Source organism: Variovorax sp. 54 (assembly GCF_002754375.1).
GTDB lineage: Bacteria > Pseudomonadota > Gammaproteobacteria > Burkholderiales > Burkholderiaceae_C > Variovorax.
In genome coordinates this window covers 402029-416394 of record NZ_PEFF01000001.1, presented here as the reverse complement: position 1 = coordinate 416394, position 14366 = coordinate 402029, and the positions used below count along the sequence as shown (strand labels likewise).

The window sequence follows — 14366 nt, the reverse complement described above, 5'->3', positions numbered from 1 at the left end:
GGGGCGTGAATCATTTCGAGGGGACGGGAAACAAGCGTGAAGTGACCCCCGCCGCGCCTTTTAGAATGCCCGCAATGTCTTATCTCGTGCTCGCTCGCAAGTTCCGTCCGAAAACCTTCGGTGAGATGGTCGGTCAGGGGCATGTGGTCCAGGCGCTGGAAAACGCGCTGACGACGCAGCGCCTGCACCACGCCTATCTGTTCACCGGCACGCGAGGCGTGGGCAAGACCACGGTGTCGCGCATCCTGGCCAAGTCGCTCAACTGCCAGGGCCCGGACGGGCAGGGCGGCATCACGGCCACGCCGTGCGGTGTGTGCCAGGCCTGCCGCGACATCGATTCGGGCCGCTTCGTCGACTACACCGAGCTCGATGCGGCCTCCAACCGCGGCGTCGACGAAGTGCAGTCGCTGCTCGAACAAGCGGTCTACAAGCCGGTGCAGGGGCGCTTCAAGGTCTTCATGATCGACGAAGTGCACATGCTCACGAACACCGCGTTCAACGCGATGCTGAAGACGCTCGAGGAGCCGCCCGAGTACCTCAAGTTCGTGCTGGCCACGACCGATCCGCAGAAGGTGCCTGTGACGGTGCTGTCGCGCTGCCTGCAGTTCAATCTGCGGCCGATGGCGCCGGAGACGATCCTCGAACACCTGACAGGCGTGCTGCAGACCGAGCAGGTGCCGGCCGAGCCGCAGGCCCTGCGCCTGCTGGCACGCGCCGCGCGCGGTTCGATGCGTGACGCGCTCTCGCTCACCGACCAGGCCATCGCGTTCGGCAACGGCGAGCTGCTCGAGACCGGCGTGCGCCAGATGCTCGGCAGCGTTGATCGCGGCCATGTGTTCCGCCTCATCGAGGCCCTCGCACAAGGCGACGGCAAGACGGTGGTCGACACCTCCGAGGCGCTGCGCCGCGACGGCATGTCCGCCGCGTCCACGCTCGAAGAAATGACGTCGGTGCTGCAGGCCATGGCCGTGCTGCAGGCCGTGCCCTCGCGCGCCGAATCGGCCGATGCGGCCACCGACCCCGACGCGGCCGACACGGCCCGCCTGGCGTCGCTGATGCCCGCCGACGAGACCCAACTGCTCTATAGCCTGTGCCTGCACGGGCGCGGCGAGCTGGGCCTGGCGCCCGACGAGTACGCGGCACTGACCATGGTGCTGTTGCGGCTGCTGGCCTTCAAGCCCTCCCATGCGGCCGCTTCGACGGCCTCCACGGAAAAAAAAACTCTGAATGACGCCGGTGGCGCCGCGCCGCGGGCTCCCGCGCGCGAAGCTGCCCCGGTTTCCCGGCCTTCGGTGCCCGATTCGGCACCCGCTGCCACGCCTTCCACGCCCGCCTTTTCGCAGCAACCGCCCGCGCAATCGATGCCGGCCGGCCAGCGACTGACGGTGGTCGATGCCCCGCAGCGCCAGCCCATGCCCCGGCCTGCCGCGCAGGAGGCGTCCGATGCGCCCGCGGCCCATGTGGTCGGCGTGCCGATCCGCGTGCAGCCACCGCCCGGCCAGCGCGACGTGCCGCGCGAAGAAGAACAGCGCAGCACCTACACCCCGATCCCGCCGAGCGAAGAGGGCGACTTCTGGCACGCCACGGTCATGCAGCTCGTCGCCGCCGAAAGCGTGGCGGCACTGGCGCGCGAGCTGGCGCTGCAGTCGCAGCTGGTGGCGCGCGACACCGACCAGTGGATGCTGCGCATCGAGCGCGAAACCCTCAACCAGCCCTCCAGCCGCGAGAAGCTCACGGCGGCGCTGCAGGGCCTCGGCCACAATGTGAGGCTGGCCATCGAGATCGGCGGCGTGGTCGACAGCCCGGCGCGCCGCAACAAGCAGGCGGCCGACGAGCGCCAGCGGGTGGCCGAGGAAGCCATCCGCAGCGACCCCGAGGTGCAGATGCTGATGCGCGACTTCGATGCGAAGATTGTTCCCGGATCGCTGAAGCCCCTCTGAAGCCGGCGCCGCAGTCGCCGCATTTTTCGACCGTATTCTTTCCATCACCAACCCATCACAGACAGGACCAACGATGTTCAACAAAGGACAACTGGCCGGCCTCATGAAGCAGGCGCAGGCAATGCAGGACAACCTCAAGAAGGCCCAGGAAGAACTGGCGCACATCGAGGTCGAAGGCGAGTCGGGCGCCGGTCTCGTCAAGGTCGTCATGACCTGCAAGCACGACGTCAAGCGCATCACCATCGACCCCAGCCTGCTGGCCGACGACAAGGACATGCTCGAAGACCTCGTGGCTGCCGCCTTCAACGCCGCCGTGCGCAAGGCCGAAGAAACCAGCGAACAGAAGATGGGCAAGCTCACGGCCGGCATGCCCGGCCTGCCCCCTGGCATGAAGCTCCCGTTCTAAGCGACGCATGGCAGACGCCAGTTCGCTCGATGCGCTGGTCGATGCGCTGCGCCGGTTGCCCGGTGTCGGCGTCAAGTCGGCCTCGCGCATGGCGTTTCACTTGCTGCAGCACGACCGCGAGGGCGCGCAGCTGCTCGCGCGCGCGTTGCAGCAGGCGGCAGGCCAGGTGCGGCATTGCGAGCTGTGCAACACCTTCACCGAAGCGCCAATCTGCCATGTCTGCATGGACTCGCGGCGCGACGGCACCAAGCTCTGCGTGGTCGAGACACCGGCCGACCAGGCCGCGCTCGAACGCACGGGCGCTTTCCGTGGCTACTACTTCGTGCTCATGGGCAAGCTCAGTCCGCTCGACGGCATCGGGCCGAAGGACATCGGCCTGCAGAAGCTGTTCGACCGCGCCCGCGACGGCACGGTGAGCGAGGTCATCCTCGCGACCAACTTCACTGCCGAAGGCGAGGCCACCGCGCACGTGATCGGCGAAGCGCTCAAGCAGCACGGGCTCACCGTGACGCGTCTCGCGCGCGGCGTGCCGGCCGGCAGCGAGCTCGAGTACGTCGACCTCGGCACCATCGCGCACGCGCTGGTCGATCGCCGCTGAAGCACGGCCTCGCGCAGGCCGCGTTCTTTCTTCCTCTTCGTTGTTGTTGTCGTCGCCACCATGACCTTCTCCTTGCTCACCATCGCCTACTGGTGTGTGTTCATCGCCTGCGGCCTGCCGTACCTCGCGGCGTGGATCGCGAAGGCGGGCAACTTCGGTCCGCGCGACAACATGCATCCGCGCGACTGGGCCGCCAAGCAAAGCGGCTGGCGCGCACGCGCCAACAGCGCACAAGCCAACAGCTTCGAAGGCCTGCCGTTCTTCATCGGCGCGGTGCTCATTGCGCACCAGCTCGGCGTGGCGCAGGCGCGGCTCGACATGCTCGCGGTGGCCTACGTGGTGCTGCGCGTGATCTACCTTGGCATGTACATCCGCGGTGCGGCGAGTGCGCGCAGCGCGGTCTGGGCACTCGCGTTTCTGGTCAATATCGCGATACTTTTTCTGGCGCGATAACGCGCGGGCGAAGGCTTCTCGGAGAGGCCTTCGTGCTTACGTGAAAACCCGCACGGGATGACCCCGATGCAGGCCGGCGGTGCGCACGCCTAAGCTCGATTCACTTCACAAGAATCACAGAGCCCGCAGGACCGCGCCATGCTTCATCGCAGAACCCTCATTTCCGCCTCCGCAGTCGCTGCCGCAGCGATTGCATTGCCGCGGGTCTTTGCGCAGCAGGCCAAGCTGGAGAAGACCAAGATCTCCATCGCAGTGGGCGGCAAGGCGGCGTTCTACTACCTCCCGCTCACCATCTCCGAACAGCTGGGCTACTTCAAGGCCGAAGGCCTCGAGGTCGAGATCTCCGATTTCGCCGGCGGTGCACGCGCATTGCAGGCGGTGGTGGGCGGCTCGGCCGATGTCTGCTCGGGCGCATACGAACACACGATCAACCTGCAGGCCAAGAACCAGTTCTTCCAGGCCTTCGTGCTGCAGGGCCGCGCACCGCAGATCGCGGTGGGCGTGTCGACGAAGAACATGGCGGGCTACACCGGCATCCAGGACCTCAGGGGCAAGAAGATCGGCGTCTCGGCGCCGGGCTCCTCGACCAACATGGTGGCCAATCTCGTGCTCTCGCGCGGCGGCCTCAAGGCCAGCGACGTGAGCTTCATCGGCGTGGGCGTGGCGGCCGGTGCGCTCACCGCGTTGCGCTCGGGCCAGATCGACGCCATCAGCAACACCGACCCGGTGATGACGATGCTGGAGCAGAAGGGCGATGTGAAGATCATCAGCGACACGCGCACGCTCAAGGGCACCGAGCAGGTGTTCGGCGGGCCGATGCCCGCGGCCTGCCTCTACGCACCGACCGACTTCATCCAGAAGCATCCCAACACCTGCCAGGCACTGGCCAATGCGATCGTGCGCGGCCTCAAGTGGCTGCAGACAGCAGGGCCGGGCGACATCATCAAGACCGTGCCCGAGACCTACCTGCTTGGCGACCGCGCGCTGTACCTCGCATCGTTCGACAAGGTGCGCGAGTCCATCGCCACCGACGGCCTCGTGCCGGCCGAGGGGCCGAAGACGGCGCTCAATGCCATCGCGAGCTTCGATACCTCGGTGAAGGCCGACAAGATCGACCTTGCCAAGACCTACACCAACGATTTTGCAAAGCGTGCGAAAGACAGGTTCAAAGCCTGATTGCGAACGTTCAGCAACCCGGCTTCGGCCGGGTTTTTTCTTCCGGAGCGCCATGTCGGACTACGCCCTCGAACTCCTTTCCATCCGCTGCACCTTCCATTCGAAGGACGATCCGGGCCAGCGCTACACGGCGGTGGACGACACCACGCTGCGCATCGGCGCCGGCGAGTTCGTGTCGGTGGTCGGGCCCACGGGCTGCGGCAAGTCGACGCTGCTGAATGTGGGCGCGGGGTTGCTCGAGCCGTCGTCGGGCGGGGTGAAGGTCTTCGGCCAGCCACTCACGGGCGTGAACAAGCGCGCCGGCTACATGTTTCAGACCGAGGCGCTGATGCCGTGGCGCAGCGCCATCGACAACGTGAAGGTGGGGCTGCAGTACCGCGGCGTGCCCGATGCCGAGGCGCACGCGCAGGCCGAGGCCTGGCTGTCTCGCGTGGGCCTCACGGGCTTCGGTGATCGCTATCCGCACCAGCTCTCGGGCGGCATGCGCAAGCGCGTGGCGCTGGCGCAGACGCTGGTGCTCGACCCCGACATCATCTTGATGGACGAGCCCTTCAGCGCGCTCGACGTGCAGACGCGGCAGCTGATGGAAAACGAAGTGCTCGAACTCTGGAGTGCAAAGAGGAAGGCCGTGCTCTTCATCACGCACGACCTCGACGAGGCGATTGCGATGAGCGACCGTGTGGTGGTGCTGTCGGCCGGCCCGGCGACGCGGCCGATCGGCGAGTTCGTGATCGACCTGCCGCGTCCGCGCGACGTGGCCGAGGTGCGCACGCAACCGCGCTTCGTCGAACTGCATCGGCAGATCTGGGAAGTGCTGCGCGACGAGGTGCTCAAGGGCTACGCGCAGCAACTGAGGAAGGCCGCATGATGCCGCGCCTCGACGCACGCCACGCGCGCTTCTGGCAGCTGGTGCTGCTGGCCGTGATCCTCGTGGCCTGGCACGTGGCCTCGCGCAACGACCAGATCGCGTTCTTCCTCGGCCAGCCGATCGTGGTGGCGGGGCGCATCTGGAGCTGGTTCCTGCCCTTCGAGGTGCCGCCGAACCTGCTGTTTCCCGAAGGCCTGAAAGGCAATGCCGACATCTACCGCCACCTGGGCACCACGCTGCTCGAAACGGTGCTGGCCTTCGGCATCGGCACGGCGCTCGGGCTGGGCTGCGGCCTGTGGCTCGCGCTGGCGCCCACGGCGAGCCTGATCCTCGACCCGTACATCAAGGCCGCCAACTCGATGCCGCGCGTGATCCTCGCGCCGATCTTCGCGCTGTGGTTCGGCCTGGGCATCTGGAGCAAGGTGGCGCTGGCGGTCACGCTGGTGTTCTTCATCGTGTTCTTCAACGTCTACCAGGGCGTGCGCGAAGTGAGTCCGGTGGTGCTGGCCAACGCGAAGATGCTGGGCGCCAACCAGCGGCAGCTGCTGCGCACGGTGTACCTGCCGAGCGCCACGAGCTGGGTGTTCTCCAGCCTGCACACCTCGGTGGGCCTGGCCTTCGTCGGCGCGGTGGTGGGCGAATACCTGGGCTCGGCGCGCGGCGTGGGCTACCTGATCCTGCAGGCCGAGGGCACCTTCGACGTGAACACGGTCTTTGCCGGCATCGTGGTGCTCACGGCCTTCGCACTGGCGCTCGACGGGCTCGTGGGGCTGATCGAGAAGCGGCTCATGAAATGGCAGCCGCGCAGCGGAGAAACCGAGAAGCTCTGAGCCGCGGTGCGATGATCGCCCCGGCGCGCCAGGGGGGCGCGGCAACAACGTCTGGGAGTGAATCTTGAACCACCACAAGAGCCCGCGCGGGAGCACCCTGCGCTCGCGCGGCGAAGCCGCAAGGGTGTCGAACGAAGAGCTGTTCTTCGATCTGGTCTACGCCTTTTCCGTCACGCAACTGTCCCACTACCTGCTGGACCACCTCACGCTGCTCGGCGCCTTGCAGACGCTGGTGATGTGGTTCGCGGTGTGGCTGGGCTGGCAGTACACGGCATGGGCGACCAACTGGTTCAACCCGGGTGCGCTGCGGATCCGGGGCATGCTGTTCGGCGTCATGCTGCTCGCGCTGGTGATGGCGTCGGCACTGCCCGGTGCCTTCGGCGAGCGCGGGCTGGTGTTTGCGCTGTGCTTTGCAGGCATCCAGGTCGGGCGCACCTTCGGCATGCTGGTGGCGGTGGGGCGCGACCATGCACTGGCGCCCAACTTCCGGCGCCTGCTGGCCTGGAACTGCGTGGCCGCGGTGTTCTGGATCGCGGGCGGCCTGGCGCAGCAAGGCCTGCTTCGCCTGCTGCTGTGGGCGATCGCCGTCCTGTGCGAGTACGTGGCGCCGATGATCGGCCTGCGCTTTCCGGGGCTCGGGCGTTCGACCACCGCGGACTGGACCATCGACGGCGGTCACCTGGCCGAGCGTTGCCAGCTGTTCGTGATCGTGGCGCTGGGCGAATCGGTGCTGGCCACCGGCATCGCCTTCGGCCACCACGCCGAGTGGCACGGCGTCGATCTGTTCGCGCTGCTCGTGAGCTTCGTCGGCAGCCTCGCGATGTGGTGGATGTACTTCGACACCAGCGCCAAGGAGGCGACGCACGTCATCGAGCACGCGAAAGACCCGGGCGGCGTGGGCGCCAAGTTCCACTACACGCACGTGATTCTGGTGGCCGGCATCATCGTCTGCGCCGTGGCCGACGAGCTCGTGATCGGCGAGGGCTCGCACCATGCGCAGTGGAAGCACCTCGGGCCGCTGCTGGGCGGGCCGGCGATCTATCTGTTCGGCAATGCGCTGTTCAAGCGCGTGGTGCGCGGCTTCCTACCGCAGTCGCATCTCTACGGATTGGCCCTGCTCGCGGTGCTGGCGGTGTTCGCCTCGCAGCTCTCGATCCTGGTGGTGGGGACGTTGACCACGCTGGTGATGGTGGGCGTGGCGGCGCTGGAAGCCGTGGTGCGCCGCCGGGCCGGGGCCGCGCAGGCGCCGCACCCCTGAGCGGCGCGGCGTTGCCGTTGCCGACGACGGTGCTCAGCGCTTGTGCTTGGACGGCGTGCCGCCGCGCGGCTGGCGCACCACCGCCTGCTTGGCGCTGCTGCTGCCGCGTGCAGCGGTCTTGCTGGGCGTACCGCCGCGCTTGGAGGTGGCCACCACGGCGCCCCGACCGCGCGCGGGTGCCGCGCCCGAGCCGACACGGGCCGTGGGCGTGGCGCGCACCGGCAGGTACACGACCACGCTGTAGCCGCGCTTGAAGGCGTGGCTCGTGTTCACGTCGTTCCAGTCGGCCACGGCCGCCGGCTTGAGGTTGTAGCGGCGCGCGATGCTCGCCACGTTGTCGGAGCGGCCGGCCTTGACGGTGGTGCGGCGCGTGATGATCTCGGGCTGGAAGCTCAGGTGGCCGCCATCGGCCACGACCGCCGCCACGTCTTCCTTCACGCGCGCGCCGCGCGGCACGATGAGCGTGGAGCCTGCCTTGATGAGCATCCGCGGGGGCACGTTGTTGAGCGCGCGCAGGTCCGATTCGCTCATGCCCGAGCGCTGGGCAGCGTCGGCCACCGTCATGGTGCTGGGCACGACCCAGGCGGTCCAGCTGGCGTACTGGCCTTGCGAGTAGGCGTCGAAGTTGCGCTTGAACACCGCCGCGTTGTCCCAGGGCAGCAGGATGTCGGAGGTGCCGGCCGCGATCAGCACGGGCTTGTGGGCAGCGGGGTTGAGCGCGCGAAAGTCTTCGAGGCGCACGTCGGCCAGCTTGGCCGCCAGTTCCACGTCGAGGTCGCGCGTGAGCGGCACGGTCTGGAAGTAGGGGTGATTGGCGATCAGCGGGAGTTCGGCGTTGAAGGCCTGCGGATTCGCCACGATGTTCTTCACGGCCTGCAGCTTGGGCACGTAGAGCCGCGTTTCGGCCGGCATCGACAGGTCGCTGTAGGTGGTGGGCAGGCCCAGGCGCTGGTTCTTGGCGATGGCGCGTCCCACGCTGCCTTCACCCCAGTTGTAGGCGGCCAGTGCGAGCTGCCAGTCGCCGAACATGCCGTAGAGCTTCTGCAGGTAGTCGAGCGCGGCGCGGGTCGAGGCCACCACGTCGCGGCGGTCGTCACGGAAGATGTTCTGCTTGAGGTCGAAGTCGGTGCCGGTGGCGGGCATGAACTGCCACATGCCGGCGGCGCGCGCGCTCGACACGGCCTGCGGGTTGAAGGCGCTCTCGATGTACGGCAGCAGCGCGAGTTCGGTCGGCATGTTGCGGCGCTCGAGTTCCTCGACGATGTGGAAGATGTACTTGTTCGAGCGCTCGGTCATGCGCAGGATGTAGTCGGGCCGGCTGGCGTACCACTGCTCGCGATCGCGCACCAGGTCGCTCTCGAGGTTGGGCATCTTGAAGCCGCGACGGATGCGGTCCCACATGTCGGCCGGCGGTGCCAGCGTGACCACGCTCTGCGAACGGGCCTGGCCGCTGGTCAGCGGGCTGAGGTTGGCGTCGCGCGGATAGATGGGCGTGGCGCTGCCCGACGGGCGGGCGCCCGTGCCGCCGGCGTTGGCGGTGGTGGTCGAGGAAGAAGAAGCGCTGTTGTCCGTGCTCGCGCAGCCCGCGAGTACCAGTGAACCTGCGAGGCAGGTGGCAACAATAAATTTCATCGGAAGTCGTTTTTCCATTGGCGCAGCGCGGCGAACACCTCGGCTTCGGCGGCATCCGCGGAAAGCTCGGCATGGGCCCGCACCGCTCGAAAGACGGTGGCTTCGCGGCTGCGAAGAAAGGGGTTGATCCGGCGTTCGATCGCCAGTTGCGAGGGCAGCGTGGGCTGCCCCTGTGCGCGCAGGCTTTCGCAATGCGCGTTGTAGTGAGTGAGTTCGTCGTTGCCGGGTTCCACGGCGCGGGCGAACTTCAGGTTAGCAAGTGTGTATTCGTGCGCACAGCACACACGTGTGTCGCCGGGCAGCGCGGCCAGCGCGTCGAGCGAGGCCAGCATCTGCGCGGGCGTGCCCTCGAACAGGCGACCGCAGCCGCCGGAGAAGAGGGTGTCGCCGCAGAACAGCACGGGGGCCTGCGTGGCCGAGGCCGGCAGGAAGTACGCGATGTGCCCGGCCGTGTGGCCCGGCACGTCGATGACCTCGAAGCGCAGGCCCAGGGCCTGGGCGATGTCACCTTGCACCAGTGGCGTGAAGGGCTCGGGGATGCGCTCGCGCGCGGGGCCCCACACCTTGGCGCCCGTGGCCGCATGCAACGCGGCCACGCCGCCCGTGTGATCGGGGTGGTGGTGCGTGACTAGAATCGCGGCCAGCTGCAGCTTGTGGTGCGCCAACGCATCGAACACCGGTTGGGCATCGCCCGGGTCCACCACGATGGCGTGGTGCCCGTCGTGCAGCATCCAGATGTAGTTGTCAGCAAAAGCGGGCAGCGGAACAAGGGTCATGAGCGGTCAAATTATAGGTTTGCAGGATTGGTTCGCGACCCCCCCCGGCCGCTACCTCCTGGCCTGGGAACAGGCCCAGTTCGACGAGGCGGTGGCCGATGTATTCGGTTACCACGCCTTGCAGCTCGGTGCCGCCGAGGTCAACGGGCTGCGCACCAACCGCATGCCGCACCGCTGGCTGGCCCTGACCGACCCGGTGCGGGCCGGCAAGGCCACGCTGGTGACCGACTTTGCGGCCTTGCCGTTCGCGGCCAACAGCTTGGATCTCGTGGTGCTGCCGCACGCTTTGGAACTCAGTCCCGATCCGCACGCCACGCTGCGCGAGGTGGAGCGGGTGCTGGTGCCCGAGGGCCGGGTGGTGATCTGCGGCCTGAACCCGACCAGCCTGTGGGGCCTGCGGCAGCGCCGCGGGCACATTTACCGCCGGCTGGGCCTGGGCGAGACCTTCCTGCCCGAGGCGGGCGAGTTCATCGGCTATTGGCGCATGCGCGACTGGCTGCGCCTGCTGAGCTTCGAGGTGGAGTCGGGCCGTTTCGGCATCTACCGGCCGGCGGTGCGCAGCGAAGCCTGGCTGGAGCGCTCGCGCTGGATGGACGCTGCCGGCGAGCGCTGGTGGCCGATCTTCGGCGCGGCCTACTTCCTGGTGGCGGTGAAGCGCGTGCGCGGCATGCGCCTGCTGAGCACCGACTGGCGCCGCGCCGGTGCGCGGGCGACAGCGCCGGTGCCCATCGCGGGCAAGGTGCACCGCAGCAAAGCGGGCAAGAATTGAATTGAACAGAACACAGAAGCGGGCGGCATCGCCCGCATGAAAAGCTACAGAAACAAGGAACAGTCAGTTTGAACGAAGTCGTGATCTACACCGATGGCGCATGCAAGGGCAACCCGGGACCGGGCGGCTGGGGCGCGTGGCTCAAGTCGGGCCCCACCGAGAAGGAACTGTTCGGCGGTGAACTCAACACCACCAACAACCGCATGGAACTCACGGCCGTGATCGAAGGCCTGGCCGCGCTCAAGCGGCCCTGCAAGGTGCTGCTGTACCTCGACAGCCAGTACGTGCGCATGGGCATCACCGAGTGGATTCGCGGCTGGAAGGCCAAGGGCTGGATGACCGCCAGCAAGCAACCCGTGAAGAACGTCGAGCTCTGGCAGAAGCTGGACAAGCTGGTGGCCGAAGGCGGTCACCAGATCGAGTGGCGCTGGGTGAAGGGCCACTCGGGCGACCCGGGCAACGAGCGGGCCGACATGCTGGCCAACAAGGGCGTGGACAAGGCCCTGGGCCGGATCTGACCGGTCCCCTCGGCTAGATCAGTCCTTCGAAGATCATCACGTCGACTTCCTGCCCGGCGTCGACATGGCCCTGGTCGTGGTGCAGCACCACGAGCCCATTGGCCTCGAGCATCGAACTCAGCACACCCGAGCCCTGGTGCGCCGCCACCTGCACCTCGGGCAGCGAGCCGGGCACCTGCCGGACGACGCCACGCTGGTACTCGGTGCGGCCCGGCTTCTTGCGGATGGGCCCCGCGCTGCGCGCGCGCAGCAGCGGCGGCGGAGCGGAGGCCGCGTCGTGGCAGCCCATCAGCCGCAGCAGCGCCGGCCGCACGAAGGCCAGGAAGGCGACCATCGCCGCCACCGGATTGCCCGGCAAGCCGAACAGTACGGCAGACGTCGCTGCGGTGTCGCGTGGAATCAGCCCCACCGCCAGCGGCCGTCCGGGCCGCATCGCGACCCGCCAGAAGGCCATGTCGCCCAGCTGCTGCATCACGTCGCGCGTGTGGTCGGCCGCGCCCGCGCTCACGCCGCCGCTGGTGACGATGGCGTCGGCTTCGCGCGCCGCGCGCTGCAGCGTGGCGGAGAGCGTGGCGGGGTCGTCGTGCACGAGGCCGAGGTCGATCACCTCGCAGCCCAGCCGCGTGAGCAGGCCGAACAGGGTGTAGCGGTTGCTGTCGTACACGGCGCCTTCGCGCGGTGTGTCGCCCAGGCAGAGGATTTCGTCGCCGGTCGAGAAGTACGCCACGCGCAGCCGGCGTCGCACGGTCACGCGCGCCATGCCCAGGCTGGCGACCATGCCGAGCGCGGCCGGCGACAGGCGTTCGCCGCGCCGCAGCGCCGGCTGGCCCTGCATCAGGTCTTCGCCTGCGAGGCGGCGGTTGTCGCCGCGCCGCAGCACACGGGCCGGGAAGCAGACCTGGTCGCCGTCGACCTTGCAGAACTCCTGCGGGATCACAGTGTCGAGGCCGGCCGGCATCATTGCGCCGGTCATGATGCGCACCGCGTCGCGCGGCCCCAGTGCGCCGCGCCAGGCCGAGCCGGCCAGCGCCGTGCCCGCCACGCGCAGCGTGAGCGAATGGTCGATGGGCGCATCGGCCGGCAGCAGCGCGCCGTCGAAGGCGTAGCCGTCCATGGCGGAGTTGTCGTGCGGCGGCACGCTCACGGGCGACACGAGGTCGTCGGCCAGCACGCGGCCGAGCGCGTCGCGCAGCGCAATCTCTTCAGTTTCGGCCACGGCCAGCGGCGCGACGAGGCGCGCAAGAAAGGCGGTGACGGTGTCGACGTCGAGGTCGCCCGCGTCGTAGTCCGCGAGGTCGGCAGCAATGGCGGCGATGCGGCTCATGGGGTGTCGAGGGCCTGCAGGTCAGCCGGCGTGTTGGCGTTGAAGAAAGCGTCGGGCGCGTCGCCCGGGCGGTCGAAGGGAACGATCACGGCGCCGTGCTGTGCAGCCCATGCGCGGACCTTGCGGCCGCCGTCTTTGACGAAGCGCCGCAGGCTGTCGCGCAGTTCGATGTGCAGCAGGCAGAACACCGGCTGCGGTCGCAGCACCGTGCCGCCGTCGGGCCCGGTTTCGGGGGCGCTGGCGATGGCGAGGCGCGCGTGGTTGCTGTCGGCAGCCAGGGCCTCGGCCAGCCGCGCCGCCAGATCGGTCGGAAAGCGCGGCGTGTCGCAGGGCACGGTGAGCAGCCACGGCGTGGGACTGTGTTCGAGCCCGCTCAGCATGCCGGCGAGCGGGCCGGGGTGGTCGGGCACGCTGTCGGCGAACACCGGCACGCCCAGCGCTTCGTAGGCCGCGAAATTCCGGTTGGCATTGAGCAGCACGCGGCCGACCTGTGGGCGCAGCCGTCGGACGGCGTGCGCGGCGAGCGTTTCGCCCTGGAACAACTGCAGGCCCTTGTCGAGCCCGCCCATGCGGGTGCCGAGGCCACCGGCCAGCACGAGGCCCGTGATGTCGGCCTGGGCGATGGCCCGTGCGGCGTCCATGGCGGGCGGCCTCATCCGCCGATGTAGCTCATCTCGACGCGCCGGGGCGCCGCCGCGTCGGGGGCGCCATCGTCGGGGCCGCGCAGGGCGCGCAGCTCGGAGTAGCGGTCGGCGCGGCCCTGCCAGATATGGCCGATGGCGGAGGCGATGTCGTCGTCGCTCGCGTTGCCGCGCAGCATCGGACGCAGGTCGTGGCCGGCGTTCGCGAACAGGCACAGGTAGAGCTTGCCCTCGGTCGACAGGCGCGCGCGGCTGCAGTCGTGGCAGAAGGCCTGGGTCACGCTGCTGATCACGCCGATCTCGCCGCCGCCGTCGGCGTAGGCCCAGCGCTGGGCGGTTTCGCCGGGCGTGGTGGCCTCGAGCGGCACCAGCGGAAACTCGGCCGCGATGCGCGCGATGACTTCGGCCGAAGGCAGCACCTCGTCCATGCGCCAGCCGTTGGTGGCGCCCACGTCCATGTATTCGATGAAGCGCAGCACGACCTTACCGCCGTGGTGCGCGCGGAAGTAGCGCGCCATCGGCAGGATCTCCTGCTCGTTGGTGCCGCGCTTGACCACCATGTTGACCTTGATCGGGCCCAGGCCTGCTGCGAGCGCGGCGTCGATGCCGGCAAGCACGTCGGCCACCGGAAAGTCGACGTCGTTCATGTGGCGGAACACGGCGTCGTCGAGGCTGTCCAGGCTCACGGTCACGCGCTGCAGGCCGGCGGCCTTCAGCGCGGCGGCCTTGCGCTTCAGCAGCGAGCCGTTGGTGGTGAGCGTGAGTTCGAGCGGGTCGCCATCGGGCGTGCGCAACTCGGCCAGTTGCCCGATGAGCCCTTCGATGTGCTTGCGCAGCAGCGGCTCGCCGCCGGTCAGGCGGATCTTGCGCACGCCGTGCGAGGCGAAGAGGCGCGCCAGGCGCGTGATCTCCTCGAAGCTCAGCAGGGCGCTGTGCGGCAGGTACTGGTAGTCCTTGTCGAACACGTCCTTCGGCATGCAGTAGCTGCAGCGGAAGTTGCAGCGGTCGGTCACGCTGATGCGCAGGTCGGTCAGCGGGCGGCCGAGCCGGTCGGCCAGCAGGCCGGTGGCGGGCACGGCGACATCGGGCGCGGCCGCGACGGCGTGGCCGGCCTGGGCGATCGGAATGACGGTGCTGCTGATGCTGCTGTTCTTCATGGGGCGATGCCGATTTTGCG

Annotated in this window: 15 protein-coding genes; 10 read left to right on the top strand and 5 right to left on the bottom strand. The window is 68.6% G+C overall.

Features of this window, described 5'->3' with window-relative positions; translation table 11 throughout:
* The first annotated feature begins 74 nt into the window (after positions 1–74).
* The 8 genes from dnaX to CLU95_RS01935 all read left to right on the top strand — a co-directional run bounded on the left by dnaX (position 75) and on the right by CLU95_RS01935 (position 7529).
* The gene (dnaX, locus tag CLU95_RS01970) at positions 75–1940 is read left to right on the top strand and encodes a DNA polymerase III subunit gamma/tau (RefSeq protein WP_099789935.1); all 1866 of its coding nucleotides are present in this window, start codon (positions 75–77) and stop codon (positions 1938–1940) included.
* A gap of 73 nt (positions 1941–2013) precedes the next feature.
* Positions 2014–2346 (top strand): YbaB/EbfC family nucleoid-associated protein, encoded by a 333-nt coding sequence (locus CLU95_RS01965; RefSeq protein ID WP_007836669.1) that lies wholly within the window; start codon positions 2014–2016, stop codon positions 2344–2346.
* A 7-nt stretch (positions 2347–2353) separates the two neighbouring features.
* Positions 2354–2944: a recombination mediator RecR gene (gene recR, locus CLU95_RS01960; RefSeq protein ID WP_062473120.1), complete on the top strand. Its 591-nt coding sequence runs from the start codon at positions 2354–2356 to the stop codon at positions 2942–2944.
* A gap of 60 nt (positions 2945–3004) precedes the next feature.
* Positions 3005–3397 carry an MAPEG family protein gene (locus CLU95_RS01955; RefSeq protein WP_099789933.1) on the top strand — a complete coding sequence of 131 codons (393 nt, stop codon included), beginning with the start codon at positions 3005–3007 and terminating at the stop codon, positions 3395–3397.
* A 138-nt stretch (positions 3398–3535) separates the two neighbouring features.
* Positions 3536–4573, top strand: a complete 1038-nt coding sequence (locus tag CLU95_RS01950) for an ABC transporter substrate-binding protein (RefSeq protein ID WP_099789931.1) — start codon at positions 3536–3538, stop codon at positions 4571–4573.
* Positions 4574–4625: 52 nt separating this feature from the next.
* Positions 4626–5441, top strand: coding sequence for an ABC transporter ATP-binding protein (locus CLU95_RS01945; protein ID WP_099789929.1), 816 nt, complete (start codon positions 4626–4628; stop codon positions 5439–5441).
* Entirely contained in the window at positions 5438–6271 is an 834-nt protein-coding gene (locus CLU95_RS01940) for an ABC transporter permease (protein ID WP_099789927.1), read from the top strand. Before CLU95_RS01945 ends, CLU95_RS01940 begins: the two co-directional genes overlap by 4 nt.
* A 64-nt stretch (positions 6272–6335) precedes the next feature.
* The gene (locus tag CLU95_RS01935) at positions 6336–7529 is read left to right on the top strand and encodes a low temperature requirement protein A (protein WP_099789925.1); all 1194 of its coding nucleotides are present in this window, start codon (positions 6336–6338) and stop codon (positions 7527–7529) included.
* Positions 7530–7562: 33 nt separating this feature from the next.
* Here CLU95_RS01935 and CLU95_RS01930 read toward each other — a convergent pair whose 3' ends face one another.
* Both CLU95_RS01930 and gloB read right to left on the bottom strand, forming a co-directional pair.
* Complete coding sequence (locus CLU95_RS01930) at positions 7563–9161, bottom strand: transglycosylase SLT domain-containing protein (RefSeq protein WP_099789923.1); 1599 nt, start codon at positions 9159–9161, stop codon at positions 7563–7565.
* Positions 9158–9937 carry a hydroxyacylglutathione hydrolase gene (gene gloB / locus CLU95_RS01925; protein ID WP_099789921.1) on the bottom strand — a complete coding sequence of 260 codons (780 nt, stop codon included), beginning with the start codon at positions 9935–9937 and terminating at the stop codon, positions 9158–9160. Before gloB ends, CLU95_RS01930 begins: the two co-directional genes overlap by 4 nt.
* On the opposite strand from gloB, the gene CLU95_RS01920 reads away from it, so the two are divergent.
* Both CLU95_RS01920 and rnhA read left to right on the top strand, forming a co-directional pair.
* Positions 9936–10706: a class I SAM-dependent methyltransferase gene (locus CLU95_RS01920; protein WP_257214509.1), complete on the top strand. Its 771-nt coding sequence runs from the start codon at positions 9936–9938 to the stop codon at positions 10704–10706. The two genes, gloB and CLU95_RS01920, sit on opposite strands and share 2 nt — an antisense overlap.
* Positions 10707–10774: 68 nt before the next feature.
* Positions 10775–11224 (top strand): ribonuclease HI, encoded by a 450-nt coding sequence (rnhA, locus tag CLU95_RS01915; RefSeq protein WP_099789916.1) that lies wholly within the window; start codon positions 10775–10777, stop codon positions 11222–11224.
* Between the two features lie 13 nt (positions 11225–11237).
* Here the strand turns inward: rnhA and moeA are convergent, their stop codons facing one another.
* The 3 genes from moeA to moaA are packed head-to-tail and all read right to left on the bottom strand — an operon-like array spanning position 11238 to position 14346.
* Positions 11238–12548: a molybdopterin molybdotransferase MoeA gene (gene moeA, locus CLU95_RS01910; RefSeq protein WP_099789914.1), complete on the bottom strand. Its 1311-nt coding sequence runs from the start codon at positions 12546–12548 to the stop codon at positions 11238–11240.
* Entirely contained in the window at positions 12545–13189 is a 645-nt protein-coding gene (gene mobA / locus CLU95_RS01905; RefSeq protein WP_099789912.1) for a molybdenum cofactor guanylyltransferase MobA, read from the bottom strand. Before mobA ends, moeA begins: the two co-directional genes overlap by 4 nt.
* An 11-nt stretch (positions 13190–13200) precedes the next feature.
* Positions 13201–14346 carry a GTP 3',8-cyclase MoaA gene (gene moaA, locus CLU95_RS01900; RefSeq protein ID WP_099789910.1) on the bottom strand — a complete coding sequence of 382 codons (1146 nt, stop codon included), beginning with the start codon at positions 14344–14346 and terminating at the stop codon, positions 13201–13203.
* Positions 14347–14366: the final 20 nt, after the last annotated feature.

What these genes read in the sequence shown, in the direction of transcription:
- dnaX (WP_099789935.1), top strand. Translation starts at nt 75, where the DNA reads ATGTCTTATCTCGTGCTCGCTCGCAAGTTCCGTCCGAAAACCTTCGGT.
- CLU95_RS01965 (WP_007836669.1), top strand. Translation starts at nt 2,014, where the DNA reads ATGTTCAACAAAGGACAACTGGCCGGCCTCATGAAGCAGGCGCAGGCA.
- recR (WP_062473120.1), top strand. Translation starts at nt 2,354, where the DNA reads ATGGCAGACGCCAGTTCGCTCGATGCGCTGGTCGATGCGCTGCGCCGG.
- CLU95_RS01955 (WP_099789933.1), top strand. Translation starts at nt 3,005, where the DNA reads ATGACCTTCTCCTTGCTCACCATCGCCTACTGGTGTGTGTTCATCGCC.
- CLU95_RS01950 (WP_099789931.1), top strand. Translation starts at nt 3,536, where the DNA reads ATGCTTCATCGCAGAACCCTCATTTCCGCCTCCGCAGTCGCTGCCGCA.
- CLU95_RS01945 (WP_099789929.1), top strand. Translation starts at nt 4,626, where the DNA reads ATGTCGGACTACGCCCTCGAACTCCTTTCCATCCGCTGCACCTTCCAT.
- CLU95_RS01940 (WP_099789927.1), top strand. Translation starts at nt 5,438, where the DNA reads ATGATGCCGCGCCTCGACGCACGCCACGCGCGCTTCTGGCAGCTGGTG.
- CLU95_RS01930 (WP_099789923.1), bottom strand. Translation starts at nt 9,161, where the DNA reads ATGAAATTTATTGTTGCCACCTGCCTCGCAGGTTCACTGGTACTCGCG.
- CLU95_RS01920 (WP_257214509.1), top strand. Translation starts at nt 9,936, where the DNA reads ATGAGCGGTCAAATTATAGGTTTGCAGGATTGGTTCGCGACCCCCCCC.
- gloB (WP_099789921.1), bottom strand. Translation starts at nt 9,937, where the DNA reads ATGACCCTTGTTCCGCTGCCCGCTTTTGCTGACAACTACATCTGGATG.
- moeA (WP_099789914.1), bottom strand. Translation starts at nt 12,548, where the DNA reads ATGAGCCGCATCGCCGCCATTGCTGCCGACCTCGCGGACTACGACGCG.
- mobA (WP_099789912.1), bottom strand. Translation starts at nt 13,189, where the DNA reads ATGGACGCCGCACGGGCCATCGCCCAGGCCGACATCACGGGCCTCGTG.
- moaA (WP_099789910.1), bottom strand. Translation starts at nt 14,346, where the DNA reads ATGAAGAACAGCAGCATCAGCAGCACCGTCATTCCGATCGCCCAGGCC.